We start from the raw sequence: 19,878 nt of genomic DNA, 5'->3' as shown, positions 1-19,878 counted from the left end.
CATTGCATGCCCGTTCAGCCGGGCGCATCAACGGCGCATGGAGGCGTCCGCACGCCCTGCCGGACCATCAAGCGCCGCAGCCCCGCGACAGCCGAGTCCCAGGAGAACCACGCCCTGCGGCAACACCACTCGCACCGCCCCCGCAGGAAGCGAAACCCTGTGCGAGCCGACCCGGCGGGGCCCGGCGTACACAGCCGGCCGAAGCCCCGCACCCGCCGCAGCCCGGCCAGGAGCCATCCCCCTGGAGGCCCTACGCCTCCTCCACCTCCGCCACCGGCTGAACCGGCTTGACCGGCTGGATGTCCGCCTGCAGATCGTCCGCGTGCTCACCCGTCACCAGGTACACCACACGCTTGGCGACGGACACCGCGTGGTCGGCGAAGCGCTCGTAGTAGCGGCCGAGGAGGGTGACGTCGACGGCCGTCTCGATGCCGTGCTTCCAGCGGTCGTCCATGAGGTGCTGGAAGAGCGTGCGGTGGAGGAGGTCCATCGCGTCGTCGTCCTGCTCCAGCTGGAGCGCGAGGTCGACGTCCTTGGTGATGATGACCTCGGCGGCCTTGGCCATCAGACGCTGCGCGAGCTGGCCCATCTCCAGGATCGTGGCGTGCAGGTCGCGCGGGACCGTGCGGTCGGGGAAGCGCAGCCGGGTCAGCTTGGCCACGTGCTGGGCGAGGTCGCCGGAGCGCTCCAGGTCGGCGGACATGCGCAGCGAGGTCACGACGATACGCAGGTCCGTCGCCACCGGCTGCTGCCGCGCCAGCAGGGCTATCGCGCGGGCCTCCAGGTCGTGCTGCAGGTCGTCGACCTTCTTGTCGGCCTCGATCACGCTCTCGGCCAGCTTCAGGTCGGCGTCGAGCATCGCCGTGGTGGCGCGTCCGATAGCCGACCCCACCAGTCGGGCCATCTCGACCAGGCCCTCACCGATCGAGTCAAGTTCCTCGTGGTACGCGTCCCGCATCAGGGTGTCCCTCTCTTACGTGCGTCTGCTCGTGGGTATCCAGAAAAGCCCTGCCGAAAGCCGTTCCGCCAGGCCAGGGCAGCCGAAAGAACGGCGACCGGAAGCCCGGACGAACCCCACGCTCCCACGTTCCGGCCCGTACGCGTCCGTTTCCGCCACCCCAAATGAACCAATACTGGCTCCAAGGTGAACTCTGGGCGACGAGTGTTCGAGGTCGCCCTCCGACCGCTGTGGGGATGTCCGACCTCGTGCCTAACCTGGATGCATGGACGTGAACGCGGCTGTCGCCGCAGCGGCAGCGATCGCCGGAGTGCTCACCGGCGTCATCGCCATGCTGGCGTTCCGCATCAGCGAGCGCGAGCAGAAGCGTCCCACCAGGACCTCCCTGCACACCGACCCGGTGCTTCCGCCCGGCGTCGACACCGTGCTGTCCGTGCTGCGCTCCTCCGCGGTCGTGCTCGACGAGGCCGACGCCGTCGTCAAGGCCAGCTCGGCCGCGTACGCCCTCGGGCTCGTCCGGGGCGGAAAGCTCTCCATCGAGCCGATGCTCAAGATGGCCCGCGACACCCGCCGGGACGGCGAGATACGCCAGGTCGAGCTGGACCTGCCCCGGCGCGGCACCGGACGCGGCGAGGCCCTCGCCGTCTCCGCGCGCGTCGCGCCGCTGGGCTCCCGGCTGGTGCTGCTGCTCGTCGAGGACCTCACCGAGGCCCGCCGCATAGAGGCCGTACGACGGGACTTCGTGGCCAACGTCAGTCATGAGCTGAAGACACCCGTCGGGGCCCTCTCGCTCCTCTCCGAGGCCGTCATGGGGGCGTCGGACGACCCCGAGGCGGTGGAACGGTTCGCCGGGCGCATGCAGATCGAGGCCACCCGGCTCACCAACCTCGTGCAGGAGCTCATCGACCTCTCCCGGGTGCAGAACGACGACCCGCTGGAGGATGCCGAGCCCGTACGGGTGGATGAGCTGGTCGCCGAGGCCGTCGACCGCTGCCGCCACCAGGCCGGCACCAAGCAGATCACGATGGCCTCGAACATGGGGGCGCCCGAAGGGCTCGAGCAGGGTGGTGGCGGGCGACGGGCGGGCGGCACCGCCGAGCTGCGTGTCTGGGGCAACCGCGGCCAGCTCGCCGCCGCCCTCGGCAACCTCGTCGAGAACGCCGTCAACTACTCCCCGGCCCGCACCCGCGTCGGCATAGCCGCACGCCGCGTGAACGCGCCCGGTGGGGACCACATCGAGATCGCCGTGACCGACCAGGGCATCGGCATCTCGGACAAGGACAAGGAGCGCATCTTCGAGCGCTTCTACCGCGTGGACCCGGCCCGTTCCCGCCAGACCGGCGGTACGGGTCTCGGTCTCGCGATCGTCAAACACGTGGCCGCCTCGCACGGCGGGGAGGTCACGGTGTGGAGCTCGGAGGGACAGGGCTCCACGTTCACCCTCAGGCTGCCGGAGGCGGGCGCGTCCCGCGACCGCGCGGCCCAGCACCCGGACCTCGACGCCGAGGACGGACAGCCTCACACCGATCCATCCCCGTACGAACCGCTTCCCGCCCCGGAGGTCCTTCCGTGACCCGAGTGCTCGTCGTCGAGGACGAGGAGTCCTTCTCCGACGCCCTGTCCTACATGCTCCGCAAAGAGGGCTTCGAGGTCGCCATCGCGACCACCGGGCCCGACGGTCTCGACGAGTTCGAGCGCAACGGAGCCGACCTCGTCCTCCTCGACCTGATGCTGCCCGGTCTGCCGGGCACCGAGGTCTGCCGTCAGCTGCGCGGCCGTTCCAATGTCCCGGTGATCATGGTGACCGCCAAGGACAGCGAGATCGACAAGGTCGTGGGCCTGGAAATAGGAGCCGATGACTATGTCACCAAGCCCTTCTCCTCCCGCGAGCTCGTCGCCCGTATCCGGGCCGTACTGCGCCGCCGCGGCGAGCCCGAGGAGGTCACCCCGGCCGCGCTGGAGGCCGGCCCCGTCCGTATGGACGTCGACCGTCACGTGGTCACTGTCTCGGGCTCCAAGGTCGACCTTCCCCTCAAGGAGTTCGACCTGCTCGAGATGCTGCTGCGAAACGCGGGCCGCGTCCTGACCCGTATGCAGCTCATCGACCGCGTCTGGGGCGCCGACTACGTGGGCGACACCAAGACCCTCGACGTCCACGTCAAGCGCCTCCGCGCCAAGATCGAGCCGGACCCGGGGGCGCCCCGGTATCTGGTGACGGTCCGGGGTCTCGGCTACAAGTTCGAGCCGTAAACACCGGGTGGGTGTCGGTCGCCGATCGGAGGTCGGCGCAGCACCGCGAAGCCCGCGCAGCGGTGCGAGGGGTGCGTCGGGGACGGTGTTCGAGCCGGACCCGGGGGCGCCCCGGTACCTGGTGACGGTCCGGGGCCTCGGCTACAAGTTCGAGCCGTAAGCCGGCAACCACACGGCCGTCGTGCGCCGATGAGCCAGCGACGCACGGCCGTCGTGCGCCGATGAGCCGGCGACCGCACGGCCGTATACGACAATGAGCTGGCGACCGCCACAGCCGTCACACGCCGAAGGGCGGCACCCCCTGCGAGGGGGTGCCGCCCTTCGGTCGTGTGTACGGGTGTCCGGCGCTCAGTGGCCGGAGGTCTCCTCGGACGCCGAGGTGGACGGGGAGGCCGTCGAGCCGGCGGCGGTGCCCTCCTCCTCCGTGGCGCCCTCGCCGGCGGCCGGCGAGCCCGTGCCGGACGGGGACGGGGAGCCGGAGGTCTCCTCGGACGGGGAGGCGGTGGGGGCCTGGGGGACCTCGGTCGGGCCCCACTTCTCGAAGTAGTGCTCGGCGGGCACGACGAAGGCACGCAGGCCGACCTCGCCGGTCTCGCTGAAGGTGAAGGTGACCTGCTGGGCGTTGCCGTCCTTGACCGCGTCGGTGACGTCCGCCAGGACCGCGGAGGCGTTGCCCTCGCCGCCGAGGGTCACGGAGCCACCGGCCGGGACGACGACCTTGCCGCCCTCGCCCTCACCCTTGACCGGCGTGAGCTCGGCTTCGCCGGCGCCCTCCACCGTGATGGAGTCCAGCGTCTGGTCGGTGGTGGCGCCGTTGAACACGGTGGCGGAGACCACGGCGGGACCCTCGGTCTCGGTGCCGGGCTGGGTGACCACGATCGCGTTCTGGATCTTGATGTCGCCGACACTGGTGGCGGCGTTGTCCGGCCTGATCTCCAGCGTCTGGGCGTTGTTGCCGGCGGCGCACGCGGCGAGTGAGGCGATCGAGAACGCGAGGGCGGCGGCGGCGAGAGCGCCGCGTCGAAGGCTGCTGCTCACGGCGGCGGCAACTCCTTGAACGTCGGGCGGTACGTGGTCTGTAGCGGGCTCAGGTTACCGAGCCCGCCCACCGCCGCCGCACCCGACCCTCCCCAAGTCCCCGACATGTCACGGGAAGCGATTTTGTCGACGCCCCACCCACACGCCCGTCCGGCATTCACATAACCGCCATCGATACCGCCGCCGATCCCTTCACCGCCCTCCCGGATTTTCGGTAAGGAATGCGGGGCGTCACAGAAAATGGATCACCCGGCAGAACGGGGCAGGAACACGGTCCGGTAACGGCCGAACATCCCCCGTGGATCGAACTCCTTGATCAATTCCGGATTCGTCCGGTACCCGACTCCGCTCACCGAACGGAGTAGCGGAAGTCGCACACTTGGAGTCGGACAAAGCGGGACGTTCGGACGCTGTTGAAGCCCTCCGGATGCGTGTAACGTACGCGTTTCACTCCGCCCGGAGAGCCGCTCCGACCTGCGGATACCCACTTCCGTTCGGCCCCCGCAGCACGTTCCTGTTGCTGTTGTCAAGCCCCGAGATATGCCCTGACCTGCGAAAACGCCATTCAGAACCCGCCGTTTCCGTGTTACCCTGGATAGCCACGGAAGGGGTACCTGTCACATGACGTTCAAGGTTGGCGACACCGTGGTCTATCCCCATCACGGGGCCGCGCTGATCGAGGCCATCGAAACTCGCCAGATCAAAGGCGTGGACAAGACCTACTTGGTGCTCAAGGTCGCTCAAGGCGACCTGACGGTGCGTGTGCCAGCGGACAATGCGGAGTTCGTCGGCGTACGTGATGTGGTCGGTCAAGACGGCCTGGACCGGGTCTTCGAGGTGCTGCGCGCACCGTACGCCGAGGAGCCCACGAACTGGTCGCGTCGCTACAAGGCAAACCTGGAGAAGCTCGCCTCCGGCGATGTCATCAAGGTCGCGGAAGTCGTGCGTGACCTGTGGCGTCGTGAGCGCGAGCGCGGACTGTCCGCCGGTGAGAAGCGCATGCTCGCCAAGGCCCGCCAGATCCTGGTGAGCGAGCTCGCCCTCGCGGAGAACACGAACGAGGACAAGGCCGAGGCCCTGCTCGACGAGGTCCTCGCGTCCTGAACTGACTCCTGAGGCAGGCAGCCAGCCCGCTCAGCCGTTCAGCGCAGCACATTGCAGCAAGTGAAATGCCGCGGTGCCCGATGACGTAGTGATGTCGCCGGGCGCTGCGGCATGTTCGTACCCAGATGCCGTACGCCGGAATGGGTCCCCGATACTTGGCGACAACTGGCGTGCCCCGGTACTCGTCAGTGCGGGTGTCCCACGTACTCGTACTTGGCGTGCCGGGCCCGGGCAGCTGGCTCGACCAGATGTCACGGAAGGGTCCGGTCAAGGTGTCGCGCCCGGCACGCTGTGGCCATACCCACGTAGGCCGAGCACACAAACCTGACAGGAACCGATGTCTGACGATTCGCGCCCTTCGCCTTCCGGAACCGGTACGGGAGCCCGTACGGCGGCCGTGATCCCGGCCGCCGGCCGGGGCGTACGCCTCGGCCCGGGCGCCCCCAAAGCGCTACGCGCGCTGAACGGCACTCCGATGCTGATCCACGCGGTGCGGGCCATGGCCGCCTCCCGTGCCGTCTCCCTGGTGATCGTCGTGGCGCCGCCCGACGGTGCCGCCGAGGTCAAGACCCTGCTCGACGCGCACGCGCTGCCCGAGCGGACCGACTTCCTCGTCGTACCCGGGGGTGAGTCGCGGCAGGAATCGGTGAAGCACGGCCTCGACGCGCTGCCCCCCGGCTACGACATCGTCCTCGTCCACGACGCGGCGCGTCCGCTCGTGCCCGTCGACACGGTCGACGCGGTCATCGAGGCCGTACGGGACGGCGCGCCGGCCGTGGTGCCCGCGCTGCCGCTCGCCGACACGGTCAAGGAGGTCGAGCCGGCTGACGCGCCGGGTGCGCCGGAGCCGGTCGTCGCCACGCCGGAGCGGGCGCGGCTGCGGGCGGTGCAGACACCGCAGGGGTTCGACCGGGAGACGCTGGTCCGGGCGCACGAGACGGTCACCGGGGAGGTGACCGACGACGCGAGCATGGTGGAACGGCTCGGGCTGGGGGTCGTGGTCGTGCCCGGGCACGAGGAGGCGTTCAAGGTGACACGGCCGTTGGATCTGGTGCTCGCGGAGGCGGTACTGGCACGCAGGAGGCTCAACGATGGGTTCTGAGACACCCCGGGTCCCCGTGGTGCTTCCCCAGGTCGGGATCGGTACCGACATCCACGCCTTCGAGGAGGGGCGGGAGCTGTGGTGCGCCGGGCTGAAGTGGGAGGGGGAGGGGCCCGGGCTGGCCGGGCACTCCGACGCGGACGTCGTGGCGCACGCGGCCTGCAACGCGTTGTTCTCCGCGGCGGGAATGGGTGACCTCGGGCAGCACTTCGGTACGGGGCGGCCCGAGTGGTCAGGCGCGTCCGGGGTGACGTTGCTGGCGGAGGCCGCGCGGATCGTGCGGGACGCCGGGTTCACCATCGGCAACGTGGCCGTGCAGGTCGTGGGGCCCAGGCCGAAGATCGGCAAGCGGCGGGACGAGGCGCAGAAGGTGTTGTCCGAGGTCGTGGGGGCGCCGGTGTCGGTGTCGGGTGCGACGACCGACGGGCTGGGGTTTCCCGGCCGGGGTGAGGGGTTGATGGCGGTGGCCACGGCGCTGGTCGTGCGGGTGGGGTGACCCCGGGGGGTGTCGCCCCCGCCGCCCCTACCCGTCCCTCCCCCACTCTCGGCTTCGCTCGAGCGGGAGGTGCCCCCATCCAGGGGCTGCGCCCCTTCGACCCCGGGCTCGAATTCAGACGTCCGCCCGGTGGGGGTTCTCGCGCAGTTCGCCGCGCCCCTTTTCGGCCTGCGGCCATCAAAGGGGCGCGGTTCGGCAAGGCCGCCCGGCGGGCATACGTCACGAATCTGTCGTCCTTGGGGTGAAGGGCTCGGGGCATGGGCGCTGGCCCACTACCCTGGGAGCCGTGACTATTCGCCTGTACGACACCAGCGCCCGGCAGATTCGTGACTTCGCCCCGCTCACGCCGGGTTGTGTCTCGATCTACCTGTGTGGCGCCACGGTGCAGGCGGCCCCGCACATCGGGCACATCCGGTCGGGGCTCAACTTCGACATCATGCGCCGGTGGTTCGAGTACCGCGGGTACGACGTGACGTTCATCCGGAATGTCACCGACATCGACGACAAGATCATCGCGAAGGCGGCCGACCAGGGGCGCCCGTGGTGGTCGATCGGGTACGAGAACGAGCGCGCGTTCAACGACGGCTACGGCGTGCTCGGTTGCCTGCCGCCGACCTACGAGCCGCGTGCCACCGGGCATGTGACCGAGATGGTCGAGATGATGCGCGGCCTGATCGAGCGCGGGCACGCGTACGAGGCCGACGGGAACGTGTACTTCGACGTGCGGTCGTTCCCGGAGTACCTGCGGCTGTCCAACCAGGAGCTCGACAACCTCCTCCAGCCCTCCGGGGAGGGCGAGACCGGCAAGCGCGATCCGCGTGACTTCGCCATGTGGAAGTCGGCGAAGCCGGGCGAGCCGACCTGGGAGACGCCCTGGGGACGGGGGCGGCCGGGCTGGCACCTGGAGTGCTCCGCCATGGCGCACAAGTACCTGGGCAGCGCCTTCGACATCCACGGCGGCGGCCTCGACCTGATCTTCCCGCACCACGAGAACGAGATCGCGCAGGCCAAGGCCTTCGGCGACGAGTTCGCCAGGTACTGGGTGCACAACGCCTGGGTCACCATGAGCGGCGAGAAGATGTCCAAGTCCCTGGGCAACTCGGTGCTCGTCAGCGAGATGGTCAAGCACTGGCGGCCCATCGTGCTGCGCTACTACCTGGGCACCCCGCACTACCGGTCGATGATCGAGTACAGCGAGGACGCCCTGCGCGAGGCCGAGTCTGCGTTCGCCCGTATCGAGGGGTTCGTGCAGCGCGTCGTCGAGAAGGCGGGCGGGGTCGTCGAGCCCGCCGCCGAGGTGCCGCCCGCGTTCGCCGAGGCGATGGACGACGACCTCGGGGTGCCGCAGGCGCTCGCCGTCGTGCACACCACGGTCCGGCAGGGCAACAGCGCACTGGCCGCCGACGACAAGGAAGAGGCCGTGGCGCGGCTCGCCGAGGTGCGGGCCATGCTCGGCGTACTCGGCCTCGACCCGCTGGCCCCGCACTGGGCCGGTGACGGCGGTAACCGCGGTGACGACCTGCACGGCGTCGTCGACAGCCTCGTCGGGCTGGTCCTCCAGCAGCGCGAGGCGGCCCGCGCCCGCAAGGACTGGGCCACCGCGGACGCCATCCGCGACCAGCTCAACCAGTCGGGTCTGGTGATCGAGGACAGCCCGGACGGCCCACGCTGGACGCTCGGCCCGCGCTGACCTTTTCTTGATCGATTGTGCCGCCCGGCTGTCCGGGCGGCACACTGCATTGAGCACACACATACGTACACACGCACGCTTCTCACAGATGGGTAGGTCATGGCCGCTAACAACCGCCGCATGTCCGGCAAGAAGGGCGCGCAGGTCGGCAGTGGCGGCCAGCGGCGCAAGGGGCTCGAGGGCAGGGGCCCGACACCGCCCGCCGAGATGCGCAAGAAGCACAAGGCGAACCGCATCGCGAACGCCAAGGCGAAGCAGGCCGCGCGCCGCCCGGTGGCGCGCCGCGGCGGCAAGGGCACGTCCGAGATGGTCGTCGGACGCAACCCCGTCGTCGAGGCGCTGCGCGAGGGCGTGCCCGCCTCGACGCTCTACGTCCAGCAGTTCATCGACAACGACGAGCGCGTGCGCGAGGCGCTGCAGCTCGCGGCCGAGCGCGGCGGCATCAACCTCATGGAGGCGCCGCGCCCCGAGCTGGACCGCATGACCAACGGCCTCAACCACCAGGGGCTCGTCCTCCAGGTCCCGCCGTACGAGTACGCGCACCCCGAGGACCTGGTGGCCGCCGCGTTCGACGAGGGCGAGGACCCGCTGATCGTCGCCCTCGACGGGGTGACCGACCCGCGCAACCTCGGCGCCGTCGTCCGGTCCGTCTCCGCGTTCGGCGGCCACGGCGTCGTCGTGCCCGAGCGGCGCGCGGCCGGTATGACCGCCGGTGCCTGGAAGACGTCCGCCGGTACGGCCGCCCGCACGCCCGTCGCCCGCGCCACCAACCTCACGCGCGCGCTGGAGGCGTACAAGAAGGCCGGTGTCGTCGTGGTCGGTCTCGCCGCCGACGGCGAGGCCGAGGTCGGCGAGCTGGAGGCCCTCGACGGCCCCGTCGTCATCGTCGTCGGCAGCGAGGGCAAGGGGCTCTCGCGGCTCGTCGGTGAGACCTGTGACTTCCGGGTGCGGATCCCGATGCCCGGTGGGGCGGAGTCGTTGAATGCCGGTGTGGCGGCGGGAGTTGTGCTGTACGAGGCGGCGCGGCGCAGGGCGTGAACGGGGCCCTGACCGGGGCTTCGGGGCGTTCTGGATCACCTTGACGCGGTCCGGACAGATCGGGGCGGTCAAAGCAGTGTCCTAACGACACGTCACGCGGTTAGAAGAGTGTGGACACCAGAACACCCCGCACACCCACGGGGGACCGTTCGTCGGGATTCGACTCGGGATTCGACGACGCTCCCGCGCTGAGCATGGTGAAGGTGCCGAGCGATCCGGCGCAGGTCATCGTCAACCACGCGAGTTTCCGGGTGCAGTTGGGCACCTCCACGCGGGCGTCCCCGCGTATCGCACGGCACCTGAGCACCAGCGAGAACACCACGCGCATCCCCGTCGTGGGCACGGCGGACCGTACCGGCGTGCCTGCCGCCGGGCGCCGGCGCGCGCCCGTCGTCTGGAGCGGGAAGTCCGCGCCGGACGACACCGGAGCCCACCGACTCCTCCAGGCGGTCCGCGGCGCGGGCGTCGGCTTCGGTACCCCCGACCCGCTGAGCGACACCGGCTCGACCCAGGTCATCCCCCGCGTCGACGGCCCGGGCAGCGGTGGCTACGACACCGGCGGCGGACGCTACGACACCGGCGGTGGCCGCTACGGCGCCGACCTGACCGTCGAGACGGTCGAAACACCCACCGTCGGCAGCCAGCGCACCCACGGCGACCACGCTTCCCCCGAGGGCACCCGCCTGCTCCCGGCCATGCGTACGGTCGGCAGCGCGTACGACGAGCCCCGGTACGACCAGGGGCCGTACGACCAGGAGCGGCACGGCCAAGACCCCTACGCGGACGGGGACCTCGCGGAGTCGTACGACGACGCCGGCGACGACGACGGCGAGGACGGGCGGAGCGGGCGGCGGACCGGCAACGAGCCCGTCCGCCACGCCTACTACCCCGGCCGCCGGATGAACCTGGGCGTGGTGCTGCTGCCGCTGCGCGTCTTCCTCGGCTTCATCTCCATCTACGCCGGCATGGGCAAGCTCTGCGACCCGCACTACTTCGACGGCGGCAAGCGCGGCTCCATGGTGAAGTGGCTGAACACGCTGCACCCGTGGGAAGTCGCCGAGCCGCTGCGGCAGTTCGCACTCGAGCACCCGGTCGGTTCCGGACTCGTCATCGCCTTCGCCCAGGTCGTCGTCGGTGTGCTGACCGTCCTCGGACTGTGGCAGCGGGTCGCCGCCGCCGTGGGCGCGCTGCTGTCGGCCGCGCTGCTCGTCACCGTCAGCTGGAAGACCGTCCCCGTCTACGAGACGCCCGACATCATCTACCTCGCCGCCTGGTCCCCGCTGGTCATCGCGGGCGCGCCGGTGTACTCCGTCGACGGGAGGCTCGCGGGCGGCGCCTGGCGCACGCTCGGACCGCGCGCCGACATCTGGGAGCTGCGGCGCCATGTGCTGCGCCGGGGCGCGCTCGTGACCGCGCTCGTCGTCGGGCTGACGCTGCTGATCGGGGCCGTGCTCGGCGGTGCCGTGCGGGACGCCGACCGGATCGTCGTCCCCGGTCCCGGGGAGGCGCCGCGCAACGAACTGCCGGGGTCGCCGCTCCCGGGTGAGCCCACGAAGCGGCGCGAGGACATCCCCTCCGCGTCCAACTCGCCCACCGCGGGCGCCACTTCGGCGAGTCCTTCGCAGGAGGCGACGACGCCGGGGGCCACGCGGGACACCGGGGCGGTCACCGCGGGGCAGCCGAGTCAGACACAGGGGACGGCGGGGCAGGCGCCGCCGCAGCAGTCCTCGCCGGTCGAGCAGGTGCCGAGTACGACCGCCGGGCCCAGCTCCAGCGGGGGTTCGGGTGCGGGTGCCTCCGGCGGGGCGACCGGTGGGGCCACGGGGTCCTCCGGAGGGTCGACCGGGGGGAGCTCCTCCGGTGGGCAGCCTGGGCTGGTGGGGGGACTGCTCGGGTAGGTCTTTGTCGGCTGCGCCGATCGGTAGGCCGACCGATAGGGAGATGGGCCCCGCGGGTTTTTCCGCGGGGCCCATTGTCGTGGTGTGCGGGGCGCCTGGGAGCTCGAGAGGGGCTGTGGTCGGGCGGCTGCGGGCCGTTCGTGGCTGGTCGCGCAGGTCCCCGCGCCCCTTGAGTGGCCGGCGGTTACCTGGCGTCCTTGAGGGCACGGCGCCTCGGTGAATCAGCGCCCTGCAACGACTTGGTGTGCCCTCTAACGGCCCAGCGCCGCCAGCTCCTTCGCGGCCTCCGTCAGATCCTTGGCCGTGTCGATGGCTCGCCAGTAGGCGCCCTGGGGGATGGGGAAGCCCGCCAGGCGGCGTTCGCGGGCGAGGCGGGGGAAGGTGGTGCGTTCGTGGTCGCCCCGGGCGGGGAGGAGGTCGGTGAACTCCGGGGAGAAGACGTAGACGCCGGCGTTGATCTCGTACGTCGTGGGCGGGGCCTCGATGAAGTCCGTCACCCGGCCGAAGCCGTCCGTCTTCACCGCGCCCCAGGGGATGCGGGGGCGGGCCAGGGCGAGGGTGGCGAGGGCGTCGCGTTCGGTGTGGAAGTCCGCCATGTCGCGGAGCGAGAAGCGGGTCCAGATGTCGCCGTTGGTGGCGTACCAGGGCTGGTCGGGGTGGGGGAGGTGGGAGGCGGCGTACTTGAGGCCTCCGCCTCGGCCGAGGGGTTCCGTCTCGACGACCGTGGTGACGCGGCAGGGCAGGTCGGCCGAGTCCAGCCACTTCTGCAGGACGTCGGCGAGGTGGCCGCAGGAGACGACCACGTCGGTCACACCCTCGTCGGCGAGCCAGGCGAGCTGATGGCCGATGATCGGGGTGCCCGTCCCGGGGATCTCGACCATGGGCTTGGGCCGGTCGTCGGTGTACGGACGCAGCCGGGAGCCCTGGCCACCGGCGAGGACCACGGCTTGAACGGGGCGCGACGCGGCGTTCGGATCGGTCATGACCGAACTGTACGTGGCGCCCCGTTCGCGGGAGCACGGCCCTGGGGTCGGTATACGAGGAGGCAACGGGTCGGTATACGGGGGGTGCGAGCCCTGGAGCCCCTTGGGGGTCCTGCGGAGCCGCGGAGCCGGTACGAGCCCTGCCGGGGCCTTGGCCGTGCCTGCGGGGCCGTCGGATGTGCCCTGCCTGCGCGGCCGTGCCCTGCCGGCTCGGCTGTGTCCTGCCGGGGTCTCAGCTGTGCTGGGCGGCCACTCCTGTCGCGAAGGACGTGTCGCAGACCGGGCGGGCGTAGGACTGGGCCCGGGTGGGCCCGTAGGCGCGGACGGCGGCGCGGCCGAGGGCGCGGGCGATGGCGGTGCAGTGCTTCGCCAGCGCCGGGCGGCCGTTCACCGCCTGCTGGAGGTGGGTGAGGGCGACGCCCGGGTCCTGCTCCTGGAGCTCCACGAGGAGCTTGTCGCGCAGCACCTCGTGCGGGGCGCGGGCCTTGGCGCGCTGGGAGACCTCCGAGGCGGCGAGGACCGAGTCGGCGGGGTCGGAGCCCGACCAGTTGACCCGGGTGACCGCGAGGGTGCCGGAGAGGACCAGGACGACGGGCAGGACCAAGGCCAGGGAGCGGCCGATCCGGCGGGCGGGGCCGCGGCCGCGCCGCGTCCGTTGGGTGTAGGTGTGGGTGTGCTTCACGCGAGTGAGGGTAGCGCGGGGTAGTGATATGGCGACATTAGGTCACCGAAACGAGGGATGTTGAAGCGCTGTTTTCTGGGTAGTGCGTTGACGCACGGTGGTCGAAATCGATGGGTCTGCCGGGGTAGTTGCGGGCAGCGAAGAGGGCCCCGCAGATGTTTGCGGGGCCCTCTTCGTCAACCTGGGTGATTTGTCCCGGTCCGGTGGTTTCGCGAACGCCTCGCGCCCACGGTGTCCGGATCAGTCGGTGAGGCGCTCGCCCGTGGAGGTCGAGAACACGTGGGTCTCGCCCGGACGCGGGACGACGTGCAGCTGGGCGCCCTTCTCCGGGACCTGGCGGCCGTTGACGCGGACCACGAGGTCCTTGGTCTCGCCGCCGACCTCGGCGGTGCCGTAGACGTAACCGTCGGCGCCGAGCTCCTCGACGACGTTGACGGTGACGGCGAGGCCGGCCGGGGCGTCGTCGGTGTCCTTCGACAGGGCGGAGGCGGCGGCGCCGTTGTGCTCCACGATGTCGAAGTGCTCGGGACGGACGCCGACGGTGACGGTGGTGTCGCCCTTGTCGGAGGCGGCCTTCAGGGCGTCACGGTTGACCGGGACGACGCTGTTGCCGAACTTCACGCCGCCGTCGGTGATCGGGACCGCGACCAGGTTCATGGCGGGGGAGCCGATGAAGCCGGCGACGAAGAGGTTGGCCGGGCGGTCGTACATGTTGCGCGGGGTGTCGACCTGCTGGAGCAGACCGTCCTTGAGGACCGCCACACGGTCGCCCATCGTCATGGCCTCGACCTGGTCGTGGGTGACGTAGACGGTGGTGATGCCGAGGCGGCGCTGCAGCGACGCGATCTGCGTACGGGTCGAGACACGGAGCTTGGCGTCGAGGTTCGACAGCGGCTCGTCCATGAGGAAGACCTGGGGCTCACGCACGATGGCGCGACCCATGGCGACACGCTGGCGCTGACCACCGGAGAGGGCCTTCGGCTTGCGGTCCAGGTACTCGGTGAGGTCGAGGATCTTCGCGGCCTCCTCGACCTTCTGCCGGATCTCCGCCTTGTTGACGCCGGCGATCTTGAGCGCGAAGCCCATGTTGTCGGCGACGGTCATGTGCGGGTAGAGCGCGTAGTTCTGGAACACCATGGCGATGTCCCGGTCCTTCGGCGGCAGGTGCGTGACGTCGCGGTCACCGATGCGGATGGCGCCGCCGTTGACGTCCTCGAGCCCCGCGAGCATGCGGAGCGAGGTGGACTTGCCGCAACCGGACGGGCCGACCAGGACGAGGAACTCGCCGTCCTCGATCTCGATGTCGAGACCGTCCACGGCGGGCTTCGTGGAACCCGGGTAGATCCGGGTCGCCTTGTCGAACGTAACTGTGGCCATGGGTCGTAGGCCCCCTTCACCGGCAGGAACGTGCCGGACGATCCGAGTAAAGGTGGTGATCCACCACGGACGGTTCCGCGGTGGTGTAGTCCACGGGAGTGGATTGGGTCAGGACGGTACCTGGCGTTCACCTGGTCTGTCAGTACCTGGACGGCTGTGAACTTCGCGGAAATTTTCGACGAGGGTGCCCCGCGACGTGGGTACACTGCACGGGCGCCCCCGCGAGGGGCCACGCCTCCTTAGCTCAGCTGGCCAGAGCAACGCACTTGTAATGCGTAGGTCGTCGGTTCGAATCCGACAGGGGGCTCCGGGGATCCCGGGTCGCGTTCGTGGCCCGGGATTTTTTGTCGGAGGGTGGGGGTCAGCGGAGGCGGCGGGCGAGTTCCAGGTCGTCGGGGTCGAGTGGGCGGTTCTCCTCGATTTCCCAGATGGCGTTCTGGAGGAGGCGGGCCAGGGTCCAGGCGCGGGCTCGTTCGCGGTTGAGGCCGAGGGTGTTTGTCATCGCGTCGAAGCGCCAGCGGACCTCGGTGGGGTCGAAGCGGTTGTTCAGGGCCGGCCAGAGTTCGAAGGCGGGGTCGCCGGCGAGGGGCTTGGGGTCGATGGCGAGCCAGGGGGCGCGGTCGGCGCCGAGGACGTTGTCGAAGTGGAGGTCCCAGTGGAGGAGGCGGTCACCGGGTTCGGCGATGACCTCGCGCAGGGCCGCCGCGCAGTCGGCGATCAGACGGCGGTCGGCCGGGTCCGGGATGCGGGTCAGGACCGGTGGGGTGCGGTCCAGCATGTTCGCCGCGATGTCGGCGAGGCGGCGCACGGTCGGTGGGGCCGGGGTCGCCGTCAGGTGGGCCAGAAGGTCGGCGATGACCTGGACGGCCTTGCGGGTGTCGGGCTCGTGGGACAGCATGCGGGCCGGGTCGAGGCGTTCGAGCAGCATGGTGCCCGTGCCGGGGTCGTGGTCCAGGAGTCGTACCGCGCCGTCACCGTCCCAGGTGCGCAGGGCGACCGGTTCGCCCTCGCTCTCGTCGTCGAGGATCTGGAGTTTGAGGACCGCCGGGGTGTCGTCGGTCGTCCGGACCACCGGGAGGACCAGGGCGCACATGCCGTGCATGGGCCGGCCGTCGAGGCGTAGGTCCCAGCGGTCCAGGAAGTCGGCCGCCAGGGCGGGGAGGGCCGCCGCGAAGGCCAGGCCCTTCTCCTCGTAGAACATCTCCAGGGTGGCGGCCAGTTCTTCCGGGACGGAGATGTCATCGGTCATGCGGGTGACACTACGTGCGTGCCGTCCTGAGGTCCTTGGGATTTCGGGCCGGGTGAGGGCTCGTGCGCGACGAATTCCGAAGGGGACAGGGCGCGGTGGCGCGGGTACCGTCCGGCCATGAGCAGCACGGACGTGGTCGCGGGCACGGTCAACGGTGGGATCTCCTTCTGGTACGCGCAGGCCGGTGTTCCCGTACCGAGGGAGCCGCTGGCCGGGGACGCGTCCGCCGATGTGGTGATCGTGGGGGGTGGGTACACCGGGCTGTGGACGGCCTATTACCTGAAGAAGGCCGCCCCTTTTCTGCGGATCGTGGTTCTGGAGCAGAAGTTCTGTGGGTACGGGGCTTCGGGGCGTAACGGGGGCTGGCTCTACAACGGGGTCGCGGGGCGGGACCGGTATGCGCGGCTGCACGGGCGGGAGGCCGCCGTGCGGCTGCAGCGGGCCATGAACGACACGGTCGGTGAGGTCGTGCGGGTGGCGGCGGAGGAGGGTGTGGAGGCCGGTGTCCATCGGGGCGGGGTGCTCGAAGTCGCTTGCACGCCCGCGCAGTTGGGGCGGCTGAAGGCCTTTCACGAGCACGAGCTGGCGTACGGGGAGGACGACCGTGAGCTGTACGGGGCGCGGGAGACGGCGGAGCGGATCAGGGTCGCGGACGCGGTGGGGTCGACGTGGACGCCGCACGGGGCGCGGCTGAATCCGGTGAAGCTGGTGACGGGGCTGGCGGCCGTCGTCGAGGGGCTCGGGGTGACCCTTCACGAGCTGACGCCGGTCACCGAGATCCGGCCGGGGCACGCGGTCACGCCGTATGGCACGGTCCGGGCGCCCTATGTGCTGCGCTGCACGGAGGGCTTCACGGCGAGCCTCAAGGGGCAGCGGCGGACCTGGCTGCCGATGAACTCCTCGATGATCGCGACCGAGCCGCTGACCGCCGAGCAGTGGGCGCGGATCGGCTGGGAGGGGCGCGAGACGCTCGGGGACATGGCGCACGCGTACATGTACGCCCAGCGCACCGCCGACGACCGCATCGCCCTCGGCGGGCGCGGGGTGCCGTACCGCTTCGGGTCGCGGACGGACAACGACGGGCGTACGCAGGCGGCGACGATCGAGGCGTTGTACGGGATCCTCGTGCGGTTCTTCCCCTCGCTGACCGGGGTGAAGGTCGAGCATGCGTGGTCGGGGGTGCTCGGCGTGCCGCGTGACTGGTGTGCCTCGGTCACCCTGGACCGGTCGACAGGGCTGGGCTGGGCGGGCGGCTATGTCGGCTCCGGTGTGGCGACCGCCAACCTGGCCGCCCGCACGTTGCGGGATCTCGTCCAGCAGGACTCGGGGCAGGCCGGGGCGACGGAGCTGACCTCGCTGCCGTGGGTGAACCACCGGGTGCGCAAGTGGGAGCCGGAGCCGTTGCGTTGGGTGGGGGTGCGGGGGATGTACGCCACGTACCGCGCGGCCGACCGGCGGGAGACGGCCTCGCGGCGCGGGGAGTCGTCGCGGTTGGCGCGGCTGGCGGATCGGGTGGCGGGGCGGCACTGAGGGGCGCTGACGGAGGACGGCGGCGAGGACGCCCTGGAGAGCGCGGGTGGGGCACGGCGTCCCGGGGCCTCCGGCCGGACGGCGGGGGTGTCATGGCTCCAGGACCACCTTTCCGGTTGTGCCCCGGTTCTCCAGGGCGCGGTGGGCGGCGGCCGCCTCGGCGAGGGGGAAGCGGTGGACGGCTGGGGTGAGGTGGCCGGCGGCGGCTTCGGCCAGGGCGCGGAGTTCGAGGGTGCGGATGGGGTCGGGGCCGCCTGCCCGGCGCCGCATCTCCTCGCCCAGGACCGTCTCCGAGACGCCCTCGACGAGGTACGGTCCGCCCTCCTTGATCCCGTCCGCCGACCAGCCGAAGACGAGGTGTCTGCCGCCGGGGGCGAGCAGGGCGACGGACTCCCGTGCCACCGCCCCGCCGACCCCGTCGTAGACGACCGTGACCTTCCCCCGGTACGCCGTGACCTGCTCCGGCCACGCCGGGTCCGTGTAGTCGACGGCGAGGTCGGCGCCGTTCGCGGCCACCCGGGCCGTCTTCTCGGGCCCGCCGGCGAGGCCGACGACCGTGGCGCCCGCGTTCTTCGCGTACTGCACGAGGAGTGTGCCGAGACCGCCGGCCGCGGCCGGGACGACGACCACGTCGTGGGGGCCCGGTTCGGCGAAGAGCAGGATTCCCATGGCCGTACGGCCCGTGCCGATCATCGCCACGGCCTCGGCGTGGTCGAGGTTCTCCGGGGTCTCGTGCAGTCGTCCGACCTCTGTGACGGCCAGCTCGGCGTAACCGCCGGGGACGAAGCCGAGGTGGGCGGTGACCCGCTTGCCGAGCCAGCTCTCCGGGACGCCCTCGCCCAGCGCGTCGACGACTCCGGCGACCTCACGGCCGGGGATGGTGGGCAGTTCCGGCGCCGGACCGGGCCCCGGGTGGCCCTCGCGGAGGGCCGCGTCCAGCAGGTGTACGCCCGCCGCGGCGACGGCGATACGCACCTGGCCCGGGGCGGGGTGGGGGTCCTCGACCTTCTCGTAGGTGAGGTTCTCGGCCGGGCCGAAGGTGTGCAGACGGATGGCGTGCATGAAGGGCTCCCCCTCGGGTGTACGGGAAACGGACGGGCTCACGGGAGAACGGGTTCTCGGGAGCTGGTTTTCGGGAAACGGGTTCTCGGGAAACGGGTTCTCGTTCCGTGAGGTCAGCTTCCGACCTCAAGCGTGCTTGAGGTCAAGGGAGTTCTTCGACCTCCTGCCCAGCGCCAGCGAGACGGCCGTGAGCGCGCTGTTGAACGAGACCTCCGAGAGCACGCCCGGCGCCGCGACCTGGTCGCCCGCGAGGTACACGCCGTCGCCCCGGTCCACGGCCGGGCGGTCGCGCCAGCTGGTGCCGGGCAGGTCGACCGCGCCCGTACGGCCGTTCGCGGTCGCCTCGCGCCGCCAGGTGACCCGGTCCCGCCAGTCGGTGAAGGCCAGGCCGAGCAGATGCTCGGCCCGGGCGACACCGTCGGCCCGCGACTCCCGCGGCCCGATCGGGAACTGCCCCTGCAGCAGCTGCTCGCCCGCCGGGGCCAGCGAGCGGTCCTGTGTGGTGAACCGCTCGATCCAGCCGGGCGCGTCCAGGTCGGACACCGCGAACGGGTCGCCGCGGCGGGTGCGCAGGGCGAGGTCGACGAGGGCCGTACGGCCGCTCGGCCAGGTCAGCGAGTCGTCCTCGAGCAGGCGGCGGGCGGCGTCGAGGGAGGTCGCGACGATGACCGGGCCGTGGTCGCCCGTAGGGAGGGCGTCGAGGCTGTCCACCCGGCTGAGGGTCTCCATCCGTACGCCGAGGTTCCATGCGCGGGCCGCCATCCGGTCGATGACGCTCGCCCAGCCGCCGCGCGGGTAGTGCGCCTCCGGGGGCAGCTTCGTGGCCCGCCGCAGCCGTTCCCGCACGAACGCGGCGGACAGGGAGCCCGGGTCGTGGTGGAACAGCGCCACCGCCGAGTAGTTGGCGGCGGCCCGCGCGGCCTCCTCGCCCGCCTGTTCGGTCGCCCAGGTGAGGAAGTCGACGTCGACGGGCGCCTGTTGGCCCGTACGGCGGGGGCGGATGAGCTTGAGCATCCCGAACGGCGGGGTCCGGCGCAGGGCGCCCCTGTGGTGCAGGCGCAGCCGGGTGGCCTCCAGGGGCGGGAGGGGCGCGAGCGGTCCGATCAGGTCCCGCCGGCCGAGCCAGGTCCAGTGCGGGCCGCCGCTGTACAGGGCGTGCGGGCCCTCGTTCGTGCGGTACGGGCCCTCCGTGGTCCGCGCCCGGCCGCCGAGGGTGTGGTGCGCCTCGTAGACCGTGACCCTCGCGCCCGCCTCGGCGGCGGTGATCGCCGCGGTGAGGCCGGCGAAACCGCCGCCGATGACGGTGAGGGGGGTGGGGGCGGGGCGGGTTCGGGTGCGTGTGTCCGTGCGGGGACTGGTGGTCGTGCGGGAAGAGGGGCGGTGCATGGCTGGGGCTCCCTCGGGTCGGTGGGCTTCGCGTC

General features: G+C 71.3%; 17 protein-coding genes and 1 tRNA gene. 10 read left to right on the top strand and 8 right to left on the bottom strand.

Going from position 1 to position 19,878, the window contains the following annotated elements; translation table 11 throughout:
- Nucleotides 1-250: 250 nt before the first annotated feature.
- Nucleotides 251-958 carry a phosphate signaling complex protein PhoU gene (gene phoU, locus ACWD26_RS18465; protein WP_451271234.1) on the bottom strand — a complete coding sequence of 236 codons (708 nt, stop codon included), beginning with the start codon at nucleotides 956-958 and terminating at the stop codon, nucleotides 251-253.
- A 265-nt stretch (nucleotides 959-1,223) separates the two neighbouring features.
- Here phoU and ACWD26_RS18460 point away from each other — a divergent pair, with 265 nt between their 5' ends.
- A complete protein-coding gene (locus tag ACWD26_RS18460) occupies nucleotides 1,224-2,531 on the top strand; it encodes a sensor histidine kinase (RefSeq protein ID WP_451271232.1) in 1,308 nt (435 codons plus the stop codon).
- The gene (locus ACWD26_RS18455) at nucleotides 2,528-3,208 is read left to right on the top strand and encodes a response regulator transcription factor (RefSeq protein ID WP_009340348.1); all 681 of its coding nucleotides are present in this window, start codon (nucleotides 2,528-2,530) and stop codon (nucleotides 3,206-3,208) included. The genes ACWD26_RS18460 and ACWD26_RS18455 overlap by 4 nt, the downstream gene beginning before the upstream one ends.
- Before the next feature lie 348 nt (nucleotides 3,209-3,556).
- Here the strand turns inward: ACWD26_RS18455 and ACWD26_RS18450 are convergent, their stop codons facing one another.
- Nucleotides 3,557-4,246: a copper chaperone PCu(A)C gene (locus ACWD26_RS18450; protein ID WP_451271230.1), complete on the bottom strand. Its 690-nt coding sequence runs from the start codon at nucleotides 4,244-4,246 to the stop codon at nucleotides 3,557-3,559.
- Between the two features lie 621 nt (nucleotides 4,247-4,867).
- On the opposite strand from ACWD26_RS18450, the gene ACWD26_RS18445 reads away from it, so the two are divergent.
- The 6 genes from ACWD26_RS18445 (at nucleotide 4,868) to ACWD26_RS18420 (ending at nucleotide 11,574) form a co-directional block, all read left to right on the top strand.
- A complete protein-coding gene (locus ACWD26_RS18445) occupies nucleotides 4,868-5,350 on the top strand; it encodes a CarD family transcriptional regulator (protein WP_003953493.1) in 483 nt (160 codons plus the stop codon).
- Nucleotides 5,351-5,687: 337 nt separating this feature from the next.
- Nucleotides 5,688-6,452, top strand: coding sequence for a 2-C-methyl-D-erythritol 4-phosphate cytidylyltransferase (ispD, locus tag ACWD26_RS18440; protein ID WP_451271228.1), 765 nt, complete (start codon nucleotides 5,688-5,690; stop codon nucleotides 6,450-6,452).
- Nucleotides 6,442-6,948 (top strand): 2-C-methyl-D-erythritol 2,4-cyclodiphosphate synthase, encoded by a 507-nt coding sequence (gene ispF / locus ACWD26_RS18435; protein WP_451271226.1) that lies wholly within the window; start codon nucleotides 6,442-6,444, stop codon nucleotides 6,946-6,948. Before ispD ends, ispF begins: the two co-directional genes overlap by 11 nt.
- 286 nt (nucleotides 6,949-7,234) lie before the next feature.
- The gene (gene cysS, locus ACWD26_RS18430; RefSeq protein WP_451271224.1) at nucleotides 7,235-8,638 is read left to right on the top strand and encodes a cysteine--tRNA ligase; all 1,404 of its coding nucleotides are present in this window, start codon (nucleotides 7,235-7,237) and stop codon (nucleotides 8,636-8,638) included.
- A 99-nt stretch (nucleotides 8,639-8,737) separates the two neighbouring features.
- Entirely contained in the window at nucleotides 8,738-9,676 is a 939-nt protein-coding gene (rlmB, locus tag ACWD26_RS18425; protein ID WP_451271222.1) for a 23S rRNA (guanosine(2251)-2'-O)-methyltransferase RlmB, read from the top strand.
- 110 nt (nucleotides 9,677-9,786) lie between these two features.
- Nucleotides 9,787-11,574, top strand: a complete 1,788-nt coding sequence (locus ACWD26_RS18420; protein ID WP_451271220.1) for a DoxX family membrane protein — start codon at nucleotides 9,787-9,789, stop codon at nucleotides 11,572-11,574.
- A gap of 251 nt (nucleotides 11,575-11,825) precedes the next feature.
- On the opposite strand, the gene ACWD26_RS18415 is transcribed toward ACWD26_RS18420, so the two are convergent.
- The 3 genes from ACWD26_RS18415 to ACWD26_RS18405 all read right to left on the bottom strand — a co-directional run bounded on the left by ACWD26_RS18415 (nucleotide 11,826) and on the right by ACWD26_RS18405 (nucleotide 14,616).
- The gene (locus tag ACWD26_RS18415) at nucleotides 11,826-12,557 is read right to left on the bottom strand and encodes a nucleotidyltransferase family protein (RefSeq protein WP_451271218.1); all 732 of its coding nucleotides are present in this window, start codon (nucleotides 12,555-12,557) and stop codon (nucleotides 11,826-11,828) included.
- A 232-nt stretch (nucleotides 12,558-12,789) separates the two neighbouring features.
- Nucleotides 12,790-13,239: a hypothetical protein gene (locus ACWD26_RS18410; protein ID WP_451271216.1), complete on the bottom strand. Its 450-nt coding sequence runs from the start codon at nucleotides 13,237-13,239 to the stop codon at nucleotides 12,790-12,792.
- A gap of 240 nt (nucleotides 13,240-13,479) precedes the next feature.
- Nucleotides 13,480-14,616, bottom strand: a complete 1,137-nt coding sequence (locus ACWD26_RS18405; RefSeq protein ID WP_451271214.1) for an ABC transporter ATP-binding protein — start codon at nucleotides 14,614-14,616, stop codon at nucleotides 13,480-13,482.
- A gap of 233 nt (nucleotides 14,617-14,849) precedes the next feature.
- Here ACWD26_RS18405 and ACWD26_RS18400 point away from each other — a divergent pair.
- A tRNA-Thr gene (locus tag ACWD26_RS18400) sits at nucleotides 14,850-14,923 on the top strand.
- A 54-nt stretch (nucleotides 14,924-14,977) separates the two neighbouring features.
- On the opposite strand, the gene ACWD26_RS18395 is transcribed toward ACWD26_RS18400, so the two are convergent.
- Nucleotides 14,978-15,865, bottom strand: coding sequence for an aminoglycoside phosphotransferase family protein (locus ACWD26_RS18395; RefSeq protein ID WP_451271212.1), 888 nt, complete (start codon nucleotides 15,863-15,865; stop codon nucleotides 14,978-14,980).
- A gap of 117 nt (nucleotides 15,866-15,982) precedes the next feature.
- On the opposite strand from ACWD26_RS18395, the gene ACWD26_RS18390 reads away from it, so the two are divergent.
- On the top strand, nucleotides 15,983-17,395 hold the full coding sequence (locus tag ACWD26_RS18390; protein WP_451271210.1) for an NAD(P)/FAD-dependent oxidoreductase: 1,413 nt from the start codon (nucleotides 15,983-15,985) through the stop codon (nucleotides 17,393-17,395).
- A 90-nt stretch (nucleotides 17,396-17,485) separates the two neighbouring features.
- Here the strand turns inward: ACWD26_RS18390 and ACWD26_RS18385 are convergent, their stop codons facing one another.
- Complete coding sequence (locus ACWD26_RS18385) at nucleotides 17,486-18,457, bottom strand: zinc-binding dehydrogenase (protein WP_451271208.1); 972 nt, start codon at nucleotides 18,455-18,457, stop codon at nucleotides 17,486-17,488.
- A 126-nt stretch (nucleotides 18,458-18,583) separates the two neighbouring features.
- Nucleotides 18,584-19,843 (bottom strand): FAD-dependent oxidoreductase, encoded by a 1,260-nt coding sequence (locus ACWD26_RS18380; RefSeq protein WP_451271206.1) that lies wholly within the window; start codon nucleotides 19,841-19,843, stop codon nucleotides 18,584-18,586.
- Nucleotides 19,844-19,878: the final 35 nt, after the last annotated feature.

It is taken from the genome of Streptomyces sp. NPDC002787 (assembly GCF_053592095.1).
Note: the sequence above shows the minus strand (reverse complement) of the source record. Positions and strands in the feature narration are given on the sequence as shown.